This is a genomic window from Roseburia hominis (assembly GCA_040702975.1).
Lineage (GTDB): Bacteria > Bacillota > Clostridia > Lachnospirales > Lachnospiraceae > Allocoprococcus > Allocoprococcus hominis_A.
This window is the reverse complement of record CP159990.1, coordinates 314,881-333,315: the sequence shown is the minus strand read 5'-3', so window position 1 is coordinate 333,315 and position 18,435 is coordinate 314,881. Positions and strand designations below refer to the sequence as shown.

Genomic DNA, 18,435 nt, shown 5'->3' with positions numbered 1-18,435 from the left:
TGAATGATAAAAGCGAATTTTATTACTCCACAGGAGGCAGCCGGGTATATTAAGGACGGTATGACTGTCTGCCCGATTGGCATGACATTGGTAAGTGCCAGTGAGTCCATATTGAAAGCAATCGAACAGTCATTTTTGGATACAGGACATCCCAGGGGAATCACTCTGCTTCATTCCTGTGGGCAGAGCGACCGAAAGGACGGAATTCAGCATTTCGCTCATGAAGGGCTTGTGAAAAGAATCATTGGATCCCATTGGGGATTACAGCCAAGATGGATGGAAATGATTGCCAATAATAAAGTAGAAGCATACTGTCTGCCCCAGGGACAAATCGCACAGCTCTATCGGAGTATGGCCTGCGGCCTCCCGGGGAAGATGTCAAAGGTTGGCCTTGGAACCTTTGTAGATCCGCGTTTCGAGGGTGGGAAAATGAATGGACGTACAAAATCTTTGGAAGACCTTGTGGAAATTTTGGATTATCACGGAGAGCCTTATATGTTCTATAAAGAGATTCCGATTGATGTGTGCATTATCCGGGGCACACAATGTGATGAGATGGGCAATTTCACGACAGAGGAGGAAGCTATGAAGCTGGAGGTGCTTCCGGCAGTCATGGCAGCAAAACGAAATGGAGGAAAGGTTATTGCACAGGTAAAACGAGTTGTCCAGACCGGTACGCTGAATCCTAAAAACGTCACTGTGCCCGGTGTATTTATTGACGGAATTGTGATTTGCGAGAATCCGGAAATCGATCACAGGCAGACATCTTCATGGGTATTTGATCCTTCCTATAGTGGCCAGGCAAGAGTGCCGCAGAATGCGATTGAACCATTGCCTATGAATGTTCGAAAATTTATCGGCAGAAGGGCGATTGAGGAAGTCTATCCGGGCTGTGTAATCAATCTGGGAACCGGAATTCCTAATGATGTCATTGGGAATATCAGCGCGGAGGAGGATATCAACGACGAGATTATGATTACCGTGGAGTCGGGCATTTACGGAGGTGTACAGGCTGGCGGGATTGATTTTGGTATTGGGCGGAACCTATATGCCATGATAGGACATCATGAGCAGATGGATTATTATAATGGCGCGGGGGTGGATATTACCTTCATGGGCTTTGGAGAACTGGACGGTGAGGGGAATGTTAACGCCACAAAAATGGGACCGAAATGTACGGGCTGCGGCGGATTTATTGATATTACACAAAATGCAAAGAAGGTTGTATTCTGTGGAACCTTTACTGCAGCCGGCTGTGAGTTTTCCTTTGAAGGAGGAAAACTGAATATTGTAAGGGAAGGCAGAATCCGTAAAATGGTATCTCGTGTGGCGCAGTATTCGTTCAACGGAGCACTCTCCAGAGAGAAAATGCAAAAAGTATATATTGTGACAGAGCGTGCAGTATTTAGGTTAATTCCGGAAGGTGTAGAACTGATTGAAATCGCGCCGGGTGTAGATCTACAGACTCAGGTGTTGGACATGATGGATTTCAGACCGATTATAGCCGAAAATCTCAAACTCATGGATGTGAATTTGTTTAGCGCCGGACCGGTCGGAATGAAGGATATGATTATGGCGAAGGAAAATGATGAATAAGGTACAGATTTTTGGGAGGAGAATCAGATGATGAGATTAGAGAATAAAGTTGCGATTGTGACAGGATCAGGAAGAGGTCTTGGGAGAGGTATTGCTGTAAAACTTGCGAAGGAAGGGGCAAAGGTAGTTGCAGCCGATATGATTCCGGCAGATGAGACGGTAAAAGAAATTGAGGAATATGGCGGAACAGCATGTGCATTTACAGTCAATGTGGCAAAACAAGAGGAAATGCAGGCTTTGGTAAAATTTGCGGTCGACACCTACGGCACTTTAGACATCATGGTGAATAATGCAGGGATTAATCGGGATGGGATGCTTCACAAGATGCCAGTGGAAAACTGGAATATAGTCATCGATGTTGATTTGACCGGAACATTTTATGGAACGCAGGAAGCCGTAAAATACATGCGTGAGAAGGGGTATGGCCGCATTATCAATATTTCTTCGGGAAGCTGGCTTGGCAATGTCGGACAGGCTAACTATGCGGCAGCAAAGGCTGGCGTAGTCGGGCTTACGAAGACGGCAGCGCGGGAGAATGCCCGCAAAGGAATCACCTGCAATGTCATTTGTCCCGGATTTATTGAGACGGATATGACTATGAAGCTAAAAGAAGTCAATGGCGGTACAGCATGGGACAGCATGCTGAAGCGCATTCCTGCAGGATATGCCGGAAAACCGGAGGACGTGGGAAATATGGTGGCATTTCTGGCTTCTGACGAGGCTGCTTATGTCACTTCTGAAGTGATTAATGTAGGTGGCGGAATGATTGTATAAAAGAAAGGAGAATTTTCAATGAAAGATGTAGTAATAGTAAGTGCATGCAGAACGGCTGTTGGTTCATACGGAGGTGGACTTAAGACGGTTTCTGCTATTGACATGGGAGCGATTGTTGTAGCTGAAGCAGTGAAGCGTGCAGGAATTAGGCCGGAGGACGTGGACGAAGTTATTATCGGTAATGTCGGAGAGGTCGCTGAGAATGGATTTATTGCAAGAAGTATTAGTCTGAAGGCAGGTATGCCAAAGGAGACAACAGCGTACTCTGTTAATCGTCAGTGCGGATCCGGGCTTCAGGCAATTGCAGATGCGATGATGGAAATCCAGACCGGTCATGCGGATATCGTGGTAGCAGGAGGCACGGAAAACTTGTCTCAGCTTCCGTATTACGTGAAGGACGCACGCTGGGGTGCAAGAATGGGACACAAAACTTTTGAAGACGGCGTCATCGATATTCTCACATGGCCGTTGAATGGACAACACAATGGTGTTTCCGCCGAAAATGTAGCGAAGAAATACAATGTATCCAGAGAAGAACAGGATGAATTTGCACTTCGCAGTCATGAACGGGCGGTTGCGGCTATCAAAGCCGGAAAGTTTAAAGAAGAGATTGTTCCGGTTGAGGTGAAGGGGCGTAAAGGAAAAATTACTGTATTTGACACCGATGAGGGGCCACGTGAGGACGAGAGTATGGAAATGTTGAAAAAGCTCCGCCCGTGCTTTGTTACAGACGGCACAGGCTCCGTTACGGCCGGCAATTCCTCAAGCCTGAATGATGCGGCTTCTGCAGTTGTCGTAATGTCAAAAGAAGTGGCTGAGAAGCTTAATATTACATCACAGCTTCAGGTTGTAGATTTTCTGATTGCAGGAAATGAGCCGGAGCTTTTCGGATATGCACCAAAGTACTCAAGTGAACAGCTTGCAGAGAAAGTTGGTGTGGATGTGAAGGATATTGATATGTTTGAAATCAATGAAGCGTTTGCAAGCCAGTCCGTAGCAGTTGCAAGGGATTTGGGGCTTGATATGGAAAAGGTGAATATTTACGGCGGAGGTATCTCCATCGGACATCCGCTTGGCGCCACAGGTGCAGTCCTGACGACAAAGGTTTTCTATGAGCTGCTAAGAACAGATAAGAAAGATGCCATGATTTCTATGTGTATCGGCGGTGGACAGGGAATTTCAATGTATTTGAAAAAATGCGAATCATAAAAGTATTATCGGTTGCGGAATTATCTATTTTCGGAAGAGTATAAGAAATGAGACACAAAAGGCAAAAGATTATCGGGAGAATGGCTCATAATTTTACCGATGTCTTTCGCAGAAAGGTGGTTTGTAGCAATGGAATATTTTATCGTTATTTTTATTGGATTATGGTTTACAATGGCAAATCTATTTGTTATTAATGCTGTATTTCGTGATTATACCTTGTGAAACGGCCGAATGGCCATACGGGATGCCCATGGGTATGATTTTAGAAAAAGCAAGGAGGGTAGAGAATGAACATATTTTTTATTGGAATGTGCATAACGATGGCAATTTATATTATTATTGGATTAATTATAAGTAAAAGCGTAAAAGATGCGGAAGACTTTTATGTTGCAGGAAGAAATTCCCCAGCTATTTTGATAACCGGCTCGCTTGTTGCATCATTTATTGGCGTTGGATTATTCATGGGGGATGTGGGCGAATGTTACAGCGGATTTTTCGGGCCAATCATTCTTGCGGTTGGAATACTTTCTATTGGATATATGGTAGGCTCTATAGCTTTTGGAAGATACCTCAGAAGAAGTGGTGTTGTTACAATACCTGAATTTTTTGGAACACGTTTTCACTCAAAACGAATGAAAATGCTTGCCACGATAACAAGTGTATTCATCATGATGGTATACATGCTTTCATGTGTTCAGGGTATAGGGGGATTAATGAAAGCTGTGACTCAGCTTGATTACAAAATCTGTGTTATTCTTACTACGATTACATTTACCTTGATTACTATTTTTTCGGGATCTAAAGGAGTGCTGATAACGGATACGATTATGTTTGGCGTTTTTTCAATTGCAACGATTATCGGGGTACTATTTATCTCGAGGGCGACAGGAGGATGGATAAATACTGTTTCATCTATGGCGGTATATGAAGAACTTACTGATATCCTTTCCTGGCATGGTAATTTGAATTATAATTACAGTAGCGGAATAGAGAATCTTATCTGGGCATTTGGATATGGCATCGCATGGATGGCAGTTTTAATGGTAGCTCCTTGGCAGTCCAGCCGCTATCTTATGGCGAGAAGTGAGCATGATGTTATCCGCTCGTCAATTTTTGCTACTGTCAGTGTTTTTATGATAGAATTTTTAATGTGCATGGCAGGGGTATTTACACACAAGATAAATCCGAATTTGGAGAGCCCTTCTCATGCTCTGATCTGGGCTTCAATGAATGTTATACCAAAGGTATTTGGTATTATTATTTTGTCAGGTGTGCTCGCTGCTGGAATCTCTTCGGCAACTACTTTTTTGTCGTTGATTGGATCAAATGTAGCGAATGATATTCTAAATATTAAGTCTGGTGATAAGAGTATACGAATTAGCAGGCTGTCTATGATAGTTGTTTCTTCAATTATTGCCCTGCTATGTATTTTCAGTCCGCCTAAGATTTTTTGGATTACGCATCTTGGGGCGACAATCATTGCCAGTTCATGGCTTCCTGTTGCAATGGCAAGTGTATGGAGTAAACGGATAACAGAAAAAGGAGCTTTTTGGGGAATGCTTCTAGGATTTCTTGTCAGTGCTTCAATGAAATCCTTCCTGGTTATCAATGATTTAAGTGTGCCAATGTATTTTGATCCATTTTTTATAGGTGTTATTGCCAGTATACTTGGAATTGTAATAGGATCGAAAACTTCAAAGATAACACAAGCAGAGATAGAAGCTCGAAGTAAACTCTTTATCATTCCAGATAGTGAATTTGATAAAAAGCAAGTAAAAAAAACAAAAGTATTTTCGATATTTTCTTTGCCTCTGAGCCTGACTGTTGTATCTGTATTGCTCTTTCTCTGGATTATTCCTTATTTGAATGGATTGAAATGAATTACGCTATTTTTCTTTTTGCTGTACATATTGGTTATAATGAATATAGTTACTTTTTACGGGGTGGGGAAATATATTTTTCCCACCCCGTGAAAATAACGGATACAGTATTCACTATTACAGCCGATTGTGAAGCTGTAATAGTGAATACTGTAAAAATAGTAAAACAGTAAGAGAATGGAGAAGCCTGCTTGCTTCATATTCTGGTTCATGGTAAGATAAAAAAGGAAAGGAGGGGCAGATATGGGATTTTACTTAAACAGCATGGCAGCGTATACCTTATATGAAAATGAATCAAAGAAGCCTTATTTTGTAGATAAATCGCATATGTTGAAAGAACTGTTTCCGTTGATAAGTGAAGGAAACAATTATATCTGCCTGACACGTCCGAGAAGATTTGGAAAAACGATTATGGCAAATATGATTGCTTCATTTTTTTCAAAAGCCTGTGATTCAAAAACACTTTTCGATCGGCTTGCGGTTGCAGATGCAGAGGAGTACGAATGCTATCGAAATAAATATAATGTAGTGCACATTTCCTTTAACGATGTTCCCAGGGATTGTAGTTCTTATGAACAGTATATAGAGCGGATTGAGAAACGTCTGGGAAAAGACCTTATAAAAGAATTCCCAGATGTGGAGTTTGATTCGGAGGATGCTCTGTGGGACATGTTTATGACGCTTTATATGGAACATCCAAAGATCCAGTTCATATTTGTAATGGACGAGTGGGATTTTATATTCCATCAGGATTTTGTAACGGATACGGATAAAAAAGCATACCTTGCGTTTTTAAGAAGTCTGTTAAAAGACCGTCCTTACGTGCGTTTGGCTTATATGACAGGAATTTTGCCAATTTCAAAGTATTCAAGTGGTTCTGAACTGAATATGTTCGTGGAGTATACAATGGCAAAAAGTCGGATGTTTGGCGGATATTTTGGCTTTTCTGATTCAGAAGTGGATATGCTCTATGAAAGATACTGCAAAGTGCATGATTCGTCGTTTCTGGTTTCCAGGGAGGCATTAAAACAGTGGTATGACGGGTATGCTACGCCATCCGGAATACGTCTATATAATCCGCGTTCTGTTGTGTTGGCACTTAGCAATAACAGTCTGGACAATTACTGGACCAGCTCCGGGCCCTATGATGAAATATTCTATTATATCCGTAACAATGTAGATTCCGTGCGTGATGACCTCGTCCTGATGGTATCCGGTCAGTGCGTGCCTGCAAAGATTCAGGAGTATGCAGCCACTTCCCAGAGTCTTCGGACAAAGGAGGAGATTCTGTCGGCGATGGTTGTGTATGGCTTTTTAAGTTATGAAAACGGGAATGTGTCTATTCCTAACAAAGAGCTAATGGATAAGTTTTCCGATATGCTAAAAAAGGAAGCTTCTTTGGGATATGTATATCAGCTTGCCAAAGCATCAGAAAAAATGCTGCGAGCGACACTTGCCGGTGATACAAATACAATGGAGCAAATTCTGGAGTTGACACATGATACAGAGACGCCAATTCTCTCTTATAATCATGAGACGGAGCTTAGTGCGGTAGTAAACCTGGTCTATTTATCAGCAAGAGATGCATACCGGGTAGAGCGGGAAGAAAAAGCGGGAAAAGGTTTTGTAGACTTCATTTTTTATCCAGAGACACCTGCAGCAGAAGAAGGTATCATTCTGGAGTTGAAGGTGAATCATTCCCCGGAAGAGGCAATCCATCAGATTAAAGAAAAAAAATATCTGTTACGTTTTTGGAAAAGAAGACGGATAGATAAAAAAATACAGAGGATATTGCTGGTTGGCATTGGATATGATAAGGAAAAGAAAAAACATCGTTGTAAGATAGAGCGAGTGGAGATCCAGGAAGATAGCACAGACATAATACAAGGTTAGTTTGAGTAGATATTTAATCCATATTAGCAATAAAAAAATAACTATGTTTATTAAATAATATACAAATAAATGATATAGTTGCAATTCAGTGTAGCCTTAACAACAACACTAGAAATAATAATCAAATGTGAGGTAGCAGTCATGCGTGTAGTGAATGTGGAAGAAATTACAAGAAACATAAAAGAAATGTGTATTGAAGCAAATCATTTCCTCTCGAAAGATATGGATTTTGCAATGAAAAATGCAATTTCAACCGAAAAATCTCCTTTAGGAAAACAAATTCTGAATCAGTTGCAGGAAAACTTGCAAATTGCCGGAGAAGACATGATTCCCATCTGTCAGGATACCGGAATGGCAGTCGTATTTATCGAAGTGGGACAGGAAGTCTATTTTGAGGGAGGAATTTTGGAAGATGCCATTAACGAGGGAATAAGACAAGGATATGTAGAGGGATATTTAAGAAAATCTGTGGTAAAGGATCCGATCATTCGGGAGAATACCAAAGATAATACACCAGGAATTATTCACTATAAGATAGTAAAGGGTGATAAAGTAAAGATAAAAGTTGCTCCAAAAGGATTCGGAAGCGAAAATATGAGCCGTGTATTTATGTTAAAGCCGGCTGATGGAATTGAAGGCGTAAAAGACGCTGTACTTACTGCAGTAAAAGATGCCGGTCCTAATGCATGTCCGCCGATGGTAGTAGGAGTAGGAATAGGGGGTACATTTGAAAAATGTGCACTGATGGCAAAAGAAGCATTGACACGGGAAGTGGGTGTGCATTCTGATATACCATATGTAAAAGAATTGGAAGAAGAGCTTCTTATGAAAATCAATAAGCTCGGAATCGGGCCGGGAGGTCTGGGGGGAAGTACGACTGCTTTAGCGGTAAATGTAAATACCTATCCGACGCATATTGCAGGACTTCCGGTAGGAATTAATATTTGCTGCCATGTAAACAGACATGTTGTGCGTACAATTTAAAAATACGATCAGGAGTATTTTTAAATGAGATTAGATATGGAAATACTATTGTAAAAATGACGGTAAAAAAATTGGTAGAGATCATACTGAGAGAAGAGAAGGGGTAAAGGAATGGATATACATATTCAAACACCAATCACAAAAGAAAAAGCACAGGAGTTAAAAGCAGGCGATTACGTATATATAAGCGGAACCATTTATACGGCGAGGGATGCTGCGCATAAGCGGATGGACGAGACTCTTTCAGCGGGAGACGAACTTCCAATTTCTGTAGCAGAACAGACAATTTACTATATGGGACCATCTCCGGCAAGAGAATGGCGCACGATCGGTTCCGCAGGGCCTACAACAGCAAGCAGAATGGATAAATACGCACCAAGACTTCTGGATCTTGGTCTGGCAGCTATGATCGGAAAAGGAAAGCGAAGCCAGGCTGTCATTGATGCCATTATAAGAAACAAGGCAGTTTATTTTGCCGCAGTCGGCGGTGCTGGTGCATTATTGTCAAAATGTATTAAAAAATCCGAAGTGGTCGCTTATGATGATTTGGGAACTGAGGCTATCCGCAAGCTGGAGGTAGAGAATTTTCCGGTAATCGTAGTAATTGACAGTGAGGGAAATAATTTATATGAAACCGCAATAAAAGAATACCAGGAAATATAAATAGTTTTTTTTACAAATTTCTAATGATAAACATGACTTATCGGGGAAAGGTCAGGTAGAAGGTTGAAAAAGAATAGTAGAGGATATCCATTTTTTTAGGCATCACAAACAGACCATCTTGCGGTGGTTATTTAAAAATTGAATATGTAGCAAAGTTAAGGTTTATTCAGCAACTGACTTGATTTTATAACCATGAAACTGAGCCATTAAAATTGCCTGTTCAATTGTAATTTCACGATTGACAGGAAGAACATCACTTTTTCGGTAAAGTTGTGCATTATAGGGTTCCTTATTTTTCAGCATGTTGTATAATGCTGTTAGAAGCATTCTTGCTATTGCAATGATTGCTTTCTTGTGGCCGCGGCGCTTTCTTAAACGAAGATAGCGGTTGCGGATTTCAGGGTGCTTTTCACTTTTAACCACAGAGTTGGCACATTGAACCAAAAGTGGTTTGATATAGCATCCGGCTTTGGAAACCCGGACAGATTTTTTCTTCCCTGCACTTTCATTGTTGGTCGGCGTAAGTCCAGCCCATGAGCATAAGTGTTTCGCCGAAGGAAAAGCCTCCATATTCACGCCGATTTCAGAAATGATTCCGATAGCGGTAAATTTATTTTTGAATGATGGAGCGGTTAGGATTAGGTCGAGTTCTTGCTGATAGGGACTGGCGAGCGCAAGAATCAGTTCTTCTAGCTCTGCTTTCCGGGATTCCAAATCTTCAAAATGCTTTTTGATGATCTTTAATTTACCAGCCTGTTCCGGTGTGATAAAACCATCAATGGCGAGCTCCAGTTCAGGAAGCTTTTTCTTCATGGAGCCATGAATTAAAGGTCCAATATCAAAAGAAGTATCTTCAGGATTTTCAAGAATCTTATCCAGAATTCGTTGTGAACTTTTACCAAAAGTGTCCGAGACAACGGAAGCCAACTGAATGTTGGAGACCGTGAGACAGTTTTGAAAACGGTTCTTCTCACTGGACATAAAGCAGGTCAGTTTGAAACGATAGCGCATCAGGTCACGAAGTTGTCTGATATCAACAGAGGGAATGAAGCTACCGGCAACAAGATCATGCTTGAAGAGGTCAGCAATCCATTTTGCGTCTTTCTTGTCAGTTTTTTTACCACGGATAGCCTTAACATATTTGGGATGAGCAAGTACAATTGTACAGCTTTTTTCGAGCACATTGTAAACTGGAATCCAGTATTTGCCAGTAGATTCCATGCAGACATCCTTACAATGATTGTCAAGCAGCCACTGTAACAATTCCTTCAACCCTTGTGTGAAGGTTGAGAAACGATGGCGCTTGTAGGTGGTAACACCTTGTTTGTTAGTGGAAGCGATACAGGCAACAACAAAAGTCTTGTGAACATCGATACCACAACAAATTTGATACACAATTTTTAAAGCCATAGGGCCACCTTTCAGAACCATAGGTTCGATAGAATTATAGGGAGTAAACAGCATTGACTGAATGCTTAGGATTAAAACGAGAGTTGTTTTAACAAAGATAAGGTTACGTGCTCGAGGCACACTTATTTGTACTTGAAAAAGCATTCTACACATATAAAAATACGGTCACCCAATAGTTCGGACAGCCCACTCACCTCCCCGTGATTTGTAGTGTACTGAGTATCCCTATGGAAACTATTATAAAAAGAAAGCTGCGAGAGTCCAACGTTTTTTCATCACGTTTTGTGCCTTGAGCAGCGCGAAAGGAATGGATATAAAGATGAAACGAATTGTAATGATGGTACTTCGCAATATTTTGTTAGTACCTTATATGTGGATAAAATTATGTTATTATGCATCACACGTGGATAAGTATCCGGAATTAAAACGTTACGCTCTTTTAAAATATATTGTAAAGCGGGCAAATAAAGGAGGAAATGTTACTATAAGAACATATGGTGAAGAGAATATTCCGAAAGAGAACGGATTTATGTTTTATCCGAACCACCAAGGATTATACGATGTTCTTGCGATTGTAGAGGCCTGTCCTGTTCCATTTTCAGTGGTGGCCAAAAAAGAAGTAGGAAACATTCCTCTGTTAAAACAGACATTTGCCTGCATGAAAGCGTATCTGATTGACAGAGAAGATATTCGGCAGTCGCTGGAGGTTATTGTAAATGTTACAAAAGAAGTAAAGAGCGGAAGAAATTACCTGATTTTTGCAGAAGGTACCCGTTCAAAGCAGGGAAATACTACCCTGGAGTTTAAAGGCGGTAGTTTTAAATCAGCGACGAAAGCGAAATGTCCGATTGTGCCGCTCGCATTGATTGATTCTTTTAAACCTTTTGATACGGGCAGTGTTTCGCCGGTAACAGTGCAAGTACATTTTTTGAAACCGATGTATTATGATGAATATAAGGATATGAAGACTCCGGAGATTGCAAAAGAAGTAAAAAGACGGATTGATGAAGAGATTGCGGAATACTAAAAATAAAAAGACGAAATAAAAAGGCAGAATGTTGAAGCTGAGAAGCTGAACAATCTGTCTTTTTATTTGCTGATTCACCATTTTTTATCTTGTTCTTAATATTAGTGAATTGGATTTCTTCACAAGCCGGTTTTTGAATTCCAGATAATATGCAAATAAATAGAAGCTATCTATAGATAAAATTAGTTATTCTAAATATCAATTCGACAAAATTAGACTTATAAGTATAATGAATTATAGATAAATCATTGGGGGAATGTGAAAAATGGAAAAAGAATTATTGAAAAAATTCTGTGTAGTGTTGGGGCTAAATCGAAAAGTCATTGGTATTAAATTTCTGTTCATTCAGGAAGAGTATCAGGATTTTAATGCGGAAGAATTGAAAGGAAAATCTTCATTTTGTGGATTGACTGCTCAGGCAATGGAAGGAAGAATCATTAAAGGAAAATATGACAGTTTCGGTTGTCAGGGAGGACCTGAAATGTTGGGGATGAAGGAAGTTCCTAACTATGTACGGTCGGGAAAGCAGTTTGAAACGTTTAGACTTTATGAAGATTTAGCTGTTTCCAGACAGGTACAGAATGAACTTTGTTTTATCGATCAGAAGATTTATGGTGTAGCAGCTGGTCCTCTGGAAGAGATGGAGGATGCGGATGTCGTCATGTTTTTGTGTAATGCGTGGCAGATGATGCGTGTAGTGCAAGGATATACATACCATCATGGAATGGCAAAGAATATTGGTATGATAGGAAATCAGGGGATTTGTTCCGATTTAGTAGCACGGCCGTTTTTGATGAATGATATGAATATATCTGTTTTATGCATGGGGGCACGTATGAACACACATGCGGACGATGGTGAACTTGGGGCAGGTATGCCGATTCATTTATTCAGGGATGTGGCTGAAGGAGTAATTAAGACGGTAAATCCGGCTACGGACAATAACCGTAAGGAGGAACTGGAAGAAAGAATAAAAGATACTCCGGATATGAAACTGGATTTGGAATTTGGCAAAGTATATGCAAGCTATGCAAAGGATATGAAATATTCTGAAAAATTATATAAAAAAGAGTTATTTTAAAAAGGAGAAACAATTTGCAGAATGCAAGTTGAAATAAAAAGAAAGAAGAGGAAGTAAAATGAAAAAGAGAAAATTGGTGTGTCTGGCTTTAACTGCAGTTATGGTAATTAGTATGATTGCCGGCTGTGGTGTGGGGAATAAGGAGACAGAGGAGAAAACAGAACAGAAAAAGGATGTAGTTGTATATGGTACGCCAACGGCGCCGGGAGGAACGTTTAATCCTGTACTTGCATACATGGGAAGCGATAATCTGATTGATAATCTGGTTTATGCATCGTTGCTTGCCATTACACCAGATGGAAGTCTTGAAGGCTATCTGGCGGAAGAATATACGGTGTCAGAGGACCAAAAGACGATTGAATTTAAGTTGAAAGATGATATTGTCTGGCAGGATGGAGAAGAATTTACTGCAGATGACATTGCATTTACATTGGAGTCCGTAGCAAAGACGGATGATGATTTCGGGAAGGTTTCAAGAATTGTCGGAGCACAGGAGTTCAGAGATGGTGAAAGTGATACAATCAGTGGTATTACTGTATCTGATAATGTAGTAAAACTGGAACTAAAGGAGACTTATGCTCCTCTGCTTAACAATATAGGAACACTTGGAATCATTCCAAAGCATATCTGGGGAGAAATACCGTTTGAACAGTGGGGAGAAAATACAGAACTGCTGAACAATCCGGTTGGATGCGGACCATATAAGATTACAAAATATAATTCAGGTGAATCCGTTGAACTTGAGGCTTTTGATAAATTTTTCAATGGAAAGTCGGAGATTTCAAAGTTTATTTTGAAAGTAGTAAATCAGGATGCTATTGTAGCTGAACTGACGAGTGGAAATATTGATTTTGTTGATGTAAAAGAATTAAAGAAAACAGAAGTAGACGAACTGGAGGAAGAAGGATTTAAGAAATATTCCATCGCTGATAATATGTATCAGTATATTTCATTCAATATGCGTATGCCTATTTTCCAGGATAAGAATCTTAGACAGGCGATGATCTATGCAATCGACAGAGAAAGCATTCTGAAAAATATTGTAGAAGGACGCGGAAGCCTGATTAATGCACCGTTCATCCCGGCAGGATGGGCGGCTCCGGCTGAGAATGAGCTTAACGATTATGCGTATAATCCAGATAAGGCAATTGAGTTGCTGGAAGCATCTGGATGGAAAGACAGTGACGGTGACGGAATCCGTGAGAATGAAGAGGGAGAAAAGCTGGAATTCACTTTAAGATGCTCAAATGATTCAAAAACTAGAGAAAATGCTGTTCTTTATGTAAAAGAATGTTTTGAAAAAGTAGGAATAAAGGTTGAAGTTTCAATTGAAGAAGATAGTGTGGTAGCTGAGGATTGTATCTATAATCATAACTTCGAAATGTATGCATTAAACTGTTACTTCGGTCAGGATCCAGATCCATATCCGTGGTGGTCTTCTGAGTCAGCATCTGATGAACCAGGTGTAGGAAGTTTCAACTTTGGTTCTTATAAGAGTGATGTAGTTGATGAGAACATTAATAAAGGTTTAAATACAATGAATCAGGATGAAAGAAAGGAAGCTTATCTGAATGTTGCAAAACAGATTAATGAAGATGCCCCGATGATTTACCTGTATGTTCAGGACAGAGAAATTATGTGTAATCCGAATCTGGAAGAATTCAATCCTGGAACGTTCAATATATTCTATAATGTAAGAAACTGGAAATTTAGTAAATAGTTAATTAATAAAGAAATGGAATATATGACGCATATATTCCATTTCTTTATCGAGGAGAATTATGGGAAAATATATTGCAAAAAGAGTGGGAACTGCAATCATTATGCTAATTGGAGTGACAATGATCATTTACTGCATTATCCGCCTGCAACCGGGAAATCCATTTCTCAGTATGGTACAGTTTGATACGGATCCTGCGTTTCTTGAAGCAAAACTTACTGAAATTGGCTATTATGATCCGTTACCGATTCAATATGGAAAATGGTTGATAAGGACTTTGCATATGGATTTAGGATATTCTATTCAATACAATGCTCCGGTTGTAGAATTAATCGCAGACCGGTTCAGTAATACTTTTTTACTAGCAATGGCATCCTTTATGGTCAGTACAGTGATATCCATTGGAATAGGTATTCTATCAGCTCTTTATCCGAATTCAGTCATGGATCATGTGATGACATTTTTGTCCTTCGTAGGGGTGTCTATCCCTGTTTTCTTTTTTGGTCTGCTTCTGATTAAGGTATTCGGATATGATTTGAAATTACTGCCATTTTCGGGAATAGAGACGATAGGAACCAACTATGAAGGGATAGAAAGAGTAATTGATATTGGAAAGCATCTGGTATTACCGGTTATAGCATCGGCATTGACGCAGACGGCGACGCTGGTAAGATACACAAGATCTTCTTTGCTGGAGACGGTATCGGAGGATTATATAAGGACTGCGATGGCGAAGGGGCTTACTAAAAAGCAGGCTATTATACGGCATGGCGTGAAAAATGCACGTATTTCTATTATTACAGTGTTATGTAACCGTCTGCCGGATTTATTGAGTGGAGCTTTGATTGTTGAAACTATTTTTGTGTGGCCGGGAATTGGCCTGCTGAATTATCAGGCCATTTTAAAGCAGGATTATCCTTTGATCATGGGAATTACTCTTTTAATTGCGGTAATTGTGATCGTGTGTAATCTGGTAGCAGATATATTATATATGATAGTAGATCCAAGAATTCGTTATGAAAATTGATGGTGATGATAGTGAAGAAAGAGAAAAATACAAAAATTATTTTAACTGCCGGTCAGATAGCAAGAAAAAAATTTTTTCGTAATAAATTGGCAGTGCTTGGAATGGTGATTATCATTACGATAGTTATCATGTCTGTTTTTGCGCCTGTTTTTACACAGCAGAAACCAAATGAGACAGATCTTCTAAATATAAGGGGATGTCCTGATACTGTTCATATATTGGGAACGGATGATTTGGGGAGAGATATTTTTTCGAGGCTTCTTTACGGGGGAAGAATATCGATAGCGGTCGGTTTGACTTCTATGCTTCTTCAAATGTTAATCGGTGTGACGATAGGAACTGTAGCTGGATATTTTGGAGGACTGGTCGATAAAGTCATTATGCGTTTGGTAGATATTATCATGTGTTTTCCATTTTTCGTAATTGCGATTGCTTTAGCAGCAGTAATCGGTGGAAGTATGACAAATCTTGTGCTGATAATCGGAATGCTAATGTGGCCGGGAATTGCCAGAATTGTGCGGGGAGAAGTTTTGGTTATTAAGGAAAATGAATACATTATGGGAGCAAAAGCATTAGGGCTTAATTCATATGAAATTATCATTCATCATGTAATTCCAAATGTCCTGTCATCCATTTTAGTTGCATCAACTTTGGCTGTTGCGAATGGAATATTGATGGAGGCAACTCTTAGCTTTCTGGGATTAGGAGTAAATCCGCCTGCGCCGAGTTGGGGGAACATGCTGGTAGCCGCCCAGAATATGTCTGTTTTAAAGCATCAGTGGTGGATGTGGATACCGGCAGGAATGGTTGTTGTACTTATGGTACTGGCAGTCAATTTCCTGGGAGATGGGCTGAGGGATGCATTGGATGCAAAGAGTAAATTGTACACGGGTGAATAAAAATGAGTGAATTACTGGAAATAAAAAATCTGAATATCACATTCCGAAATATGAATGGGGAACTTAAGGCGGTGACGGATTTGAATTTTAATGTTAAACGTGGAGAAATCCTTGGTTTGATCGGGGAATCCGGAAGCGGGAAAAGCGTTACGGCAAAAGCAATTATGCACCTTTTAGAAGGGGGAAAGGTAACGGGGGATATTTTGTATCACGGGATAAATATTTTGCAGATGAAGGAAAAGGAAATCTGTAAGATACGTGGATTAAAGATAGCAATGATTTTCCAGGAGCCTATGACGGCTCTGAATCCGGTTGTGAAGATAGGAAAGCAGTTGGAAGAGATTTTAAAAATCCACGAGATAGGAAACCGAGACGAGAATATAAAGAAAATCAAAGAAACATTACGCATGCTGAACATAAACAACCCGGATGCTATGATTAAGAAATATCCGTTTGAATTAAGCGGGGGACTCAAACAGAGAATTGTAATAGCGATGGCTGTTTTATGCCAGCCAGAAATTATCATTGCAGATGAACCTACAACTGCTCTGGATGTGACAACGCAGAAAGAAATATTACTTCTTCTGAGAAAGACAGCAAAAAATATGGGAAGCACGGTTCTGCTTATTACACATGACCTGGGAGTCGTTGCGGAATGCGCGGACAGAATGATTGTTATGTACCGTGGTAAGAAAATGGAAGAATGCAAAGTGGAACAATTCTTTCATAATGCATTGCATCCTTATTCGAGAGGCCTGATTGCATCCAGACCTTCTAATTTTGATGGGCGCTATTATACAATCAAAGGAAGTATATGTAACAATTATGGAGAAATGAAAGGATGTCCATATGCGGAAAGATGTGATGAATGTCTGGATAAATGCAGAGAAAAAATGCCGGAAGAAAAGGAAATCAGCCAAGGACATTATGCTGCCTGCTGGAATGTTTAAGTAAGGGGATAAAATCTATGTCTGAAATTATTTTAAAAGTAGAACATCTGAATAAAGAGTACAGCGGAAGAAGTGGGAGACTGATTGGAAAACAAAATGTCCTAAAAGCACTTAATGATGTATCATTTCAGATAGAAAAAGGAAAAATTCTGGGATTAGTTGGTGAATCAGGATGCGGAAAATCTACGGTAGCTAAAGCGGTTCTAAATCTGATTCCGGTAAATGGAGGAAATGTTTTATTCGACGGTAACTGCTTGTATGATATAGAAAAAAACACGAGAATCTCACGAAAAAAAATGGAAAAACTGAGACGGGAAATCCAGATTGTATTTCAGGATCCGGCCTCTTGTCTGGATCCGAGAAAGAATGTTGAGCAGATTATTTGTGAAGGAATAGAAAAGCATAAAATCTGTGATAAAAAGGAAATGAGAGATTATTGTATTGAAGTAATGGAAAAGTGTGGCCTTGATAAAACGCTGCTTATGCGCTATCCGCACGAATTGTCAGGAGGGCAGAAGCAAAGAATTGCAATTGCAAGAGTATTTGCACTGCATCCAAAGTTCATTGTGTGCGATGAAATAACATCGGCCCTGGATGTGTCGGTACAGTCACAGATTCTGAATCTTTTATTAGATTTGAAAGAACAAAGTGGACTTACATATCTCTTTATTTCTCATAATTTAGATATCGTAAAAAATTTTTGTGATGATGTAATGATTATGTATATGGGAGAAATTGTAGAAAGTGGTACAAGTGTAGAGATATATTCGAATCCGGTACATCCATATACAAAATTGTTAATGGAATCGGTTCCGGTACAGATTCCTGAAGACAGGAAAGAGCAAAAAGAAGTTGAGATAAAAAAAGAAAAAATCGAAAAGGGGTGTAGTTTTTTTTCACGGTGTAAATATGCAACTGAAAAATGTCGGGAGGAAAAACCAAAACTGGAGAAGTATGAAGGACATCATTTTGTATGTTGTCACTATAAAAAGGATTATATACGTTTAAAGAAATTCGTGTAGAATCTTGTAATCAATATAAAGTAAAAAAATAGTCTATATATAGGTTGAAAAAATGAGTTTCTTCCTATATATAGATTTAAAAAATAAAAGAGGAAAATATGTAAAAAAACCATTGACATAACAGAAATTCTTGGATATAATAATCAATGCGTTGTGAAATACTGCTTAAAAGTAGTACAATACAATAGAATAAGGACTGAGATTCAGGCTATGGAGAAATACTCAAGAGGCTGAAGAGGCGCCCCTGCTAAGGGTGTAGGTCGGGCAACCGGCGCGAGGGTTCAAATCCCTCTTTCTCCG

Annotated in this window: 15 protein-coding genes and 1 tRNA gene; 15 read left to right on the top strand and 1 reads right to left on the bottom strand. The window is 39.7% G+C overall.

Annotated elements, in window-relative coordinates; translation table 11 throughout:
- Window positions 1–3 precede the first annotated feature (3 nt).
- The 7 genes from ABXS75_01490 (at window position 4) to ABXS75_01460 (ending at window position 8,999) form a co-directional block, all read left to right on the top strand.
- Window positions 4–1,596 carry a CoA-transferase gene (locus tag ABXS75_01490; protein ID XCP85503.1) on the top strand — a complete coding sequence of 531 codons (1,593 nt, stop codon included), beginning with the start codon at window positions 4–6 and terminating at the stop codon, window positions 1,594–1,596.
- 30 nt (window positions 1,597–1,626) lie between these two features.
- Window positions 1,627–2,370 carry a 3-oxoacyl-ACP reductase FabG gene (gene fabG, locus ABXS75_01485; protein ID XCP87066.1) on the top strand — a complete coding sequence of 248 codons (744 nt, stop codon included), beginning with the start codon at window positions 1,627–1,629 and terminating at the stop codon, window positions 2,368–2,370.
- An 18-nt stretch (window positions 2,371–2,388) separates the two neighbouring features.
- Window positions 2,389–3,579 carry a thiolase family protein gene (locus tag ABXS75_01480; protein ID XCP85502.1) on the top strand — a complete coding sequence of 397 codons (1,191 nt, stop codon included), beginning with the start codon at window positions 2,389–2,391 and terminating at the stop codon, window positions 3,577–3,579.
- A 287-nt stretch (window positions 3,580–3,866) separates the two neighbouring features.
- A complete protein-coding gene (locus ABXS75_01475; protein XCP85501.1) occupies window positions 3,867–5,459 on the top strand; it encodes a sodium:solute symporter family protein in 1,593 nt (530 codons plus the stop codon).
- A gap of 243 nt (window positions 5,460–5,702) precedes the next feature.
- Window positions 5,703–7,352 (top strand): AAA family ATPase, encoded by a 1,650-nt coding sequence (locus tag ABXS75_01470; protein ID XCP85500.1) that lies wholly within the window; start codon window positions 5,703–5,705, stop codon window positions 7,350–7,352.
- 141 nt (window positions 7,353–7,493) lie between these two features.
- On the top strand, window positions 7,494–8,336 hold the full coding sequence (locus ABXS75_01465) for a fumarate hydratase (protein ID XCP85499.1): 843 nt from the start codon (window positions 7,494–7,496) through the stop codon (window positions 8,334–8,336).
- A 111-nt stretch (window positions 8,337–8,447) separates the two neighbouring features.
- Entirely contained in the window at window positions 8,448–8,999 is a 552-nt protein-coding gene (locus tag ABXS75_01460; GenBank protein ID XCP85498.1) for a Fe-S-containing hydro-lyase, read from the top strand.
- A 162-nt stretch (window positions 9,000–9,161) separates the two neighbouring features.
- On the opposite strand, the gene ABXS75_01455 is transcribed toward ABXS75_01460, so the two are convergent.
- Entirely contained in the window at window positions 9,162–10,409 is a 1,248-nt protein-coding gene (locus ABXS75_01455) for an IS110 family transposase (GenBank protein ID XCP85497.1), read from the bottom strand.
- 319 nt (window positions 10,410–10,728) lie between these two features.
- Between ABXS75_01455 and ABXS75_01450 the strand changes: the two genes are divergently transcribed.
- The 8 genes from ABXS75_01450 (at window position 10,729) to ABXS75_01415 (ending at window position 18,435) form a co-directional block, all read left to right on the top strand.
- Window positions 10,729–11,436, top strand: coding sequence for a lysophospholipid acyltransferase family protein (locus ABXS75_01450; GenBank protein XCP85496.1), 708 nt, complete (start codon window positions 10,729–10,731; stop codon window positions 11,434–11,436).
- Between the two features lie 265 nt (window positions 11,437–11,701).
- Window positions 11,702–12,517 carry a DUF169 domain-containing protein gene (locus tag ABXS75_01445; protein XCP85495.1) on the top strand — a complete coding sequence of 272 codons (816 nt, stop codon included), beginning with the start codon at window positions 11,702–11,704 and terminating at the stop codon, window positions 12,515–12,517.
- A gap of 58 nt (window positions 12,518–12,575) precedes the next feature.
- Complete coding sequence (locus tag ABXS75_01440) at window positions 12,576–14,237, top strand: ABC transporter substrate-binding protein (GenBank protein XCP85494.1); 1,662 nt, start codon at window positions 12,576–12,578, stop codon at window positions 14,235–14,237.
- A gap of 61 nt (window positions 14,238–14,298) precedes the next feature.
- Window positions 14,299–15,264 (top strand): ABC transporter permease, encoded by a 966-nt coding sequence (locus ABXS75_01435; protein ID XCP85493.1) that lies wholly within the window; start codon window positions 14,299–14,301, stop codon window positions 15,262–15,264.
- A 5-nt stretch (window positions 15,265–15,269) separates the two neighbouring features.
- Window positions 15,270–16,163: an oligopeptide ABC transporter permease gene (opp4C, locus tag ABXS75_01430; protein XCP85492.1), complete on the top strand. Its 894-nt coding sequence runs from the start codon at window positions 15,270–15,272 to the stop codon at window positions 16,161–16,163.
- A 2-nt stretch (window positions 16,164–16,165) separates the two neighbouring features.
- Window positions 16,166–17,113: an ABC transporter ATP-binding protein gene (locus ABXS75_01425; protein ID XCP85491.1), complete on the top strand. Its 948-nt coding sequence runs from the start codon at window positions 16,166–16,168 to the stop codon at window positions 17,111–17,113.
- A 17-nt stretch (window positions 17,114–17,130) separates the two neighbouring features.
- Entirely contained in the window at window positions 17,131–18,135 is a 1,005-nt protein-coding gene (locus ABXS75_01420) for an oligopeptide/dipeptide ABC transporter ATP-binding protein (protein ID XCP85490.1), read from the top strand.
- Window positions 18,136–18,347: 212 nt separating this feature from the next.
- Window positions 18,348–18,435: transfer RNA gene (locus ABXS75_01415), tRNA-Ser, on the top strand.

Excerpts from the sequence above, each read along its gene's own strand:
- ABXS75_01490 (XCP85503.1), top strand. The coding sequence starts at position 4 with ATGATAAAAGCGAATTTTATTACTCCACAGGAGGCAGCCGGGTATATT.
- fabG (XCP87066.1), top strand. The coding sequence starts at position 1,627 with ATGAGATTAGAGAATAAAGTTGCGATTGTGACAGGATCAGGAAGAGGT.
- ABXS75_01480 (XCP85502.1), top strand. The coding sequence starts at position 2,389 with ATGAAAGATGTAGTAATAGTAAGTGCATGCAGAACGGCTGTTGGTTCA.
- ABXS75_01475 (XCP85501.1), top strand. The coding sequence starts at position 3,867 with ATGAACATATTTTTTATTGGAATGTGCATAACGATGGCAATTTATATT.
- ABXS75_01470 (XCP85500.1), top strand. The coding sequence starts at position 5,703 with ATGGGATTTTACTTAAACAGCATGGCAGCGTATACCTTATATGAAAAT.
- ABXS75_01465 (XCP85499.1), top strand. The coding sequence starts at position 7,494 with ATGCGTGTAGTGAATGTGGAAGAAATTACAAGAAACATAAAAGAAATG.
- ABXS75_01460 (XCP85498.1), top strand. The coding sequence starts at position 8,448 with ATGGATATACATATTCAAACACCAATCACAAAAGAAAAAGCACAGGAG.
- ABXS75_01455 (XCP85497.1), bottom strand. The coding sequence starts at position 10,409 with ATGGCTTTAAAAATTGTGTATCAAATTTGTTGTGGTATCGATGTTCAC.
- ABXS75_01450 (XCP85496.1), top strand. The coding sequence starts at position 10,729 with ATGAAACGAATTGTAATGATGGTACTTCGCAATATTTTGTTAGTACCT.
- ABXS75_01445 (XCP85495.1), top strand. The coding sequence starts at position 11,702 with ATGGAAAAAGAATTATTGAAAAAATTCTGTGTAGTGTTGGGGCTAAAT.
- ABXS75_01440 (XCP85494.1), top strand. The coding sequence starts at position 12,576 with ATGAAAAAGAGAAAATTGGTGTGTCTGGCTTTAACTGCAGTTATGGTA.
- ABXS75_01435 (XCP85493.1), top strand. The coding sequence starts at position 14,299 with ATGGGAAAATATATTGCAAAAAGAGTGGGAACTGCAATCATTATGCTA.
- opp4C (XCP85492.1), top strand. The coding sequence starts at position 15,270 with ATGATAGTGAAGAAAGAGAAAAATACAAAAATTATTTTAACTGCCGGT.
- ABXS75_01425 (XCP85491.1), top strand. The coding sequence starts at position 16,166 with ATGAGTGAATTACTGGAAATAAAAAATCTGAATATCACATTCCGAAAT.
- ABXS75_01420 (XCP85490.1), top strand. The coding sequence starts at position 17,131 with ATGTCTGAAATTATTTTAAAAGTAGAACATCTGAATAAAGAGTACAGC.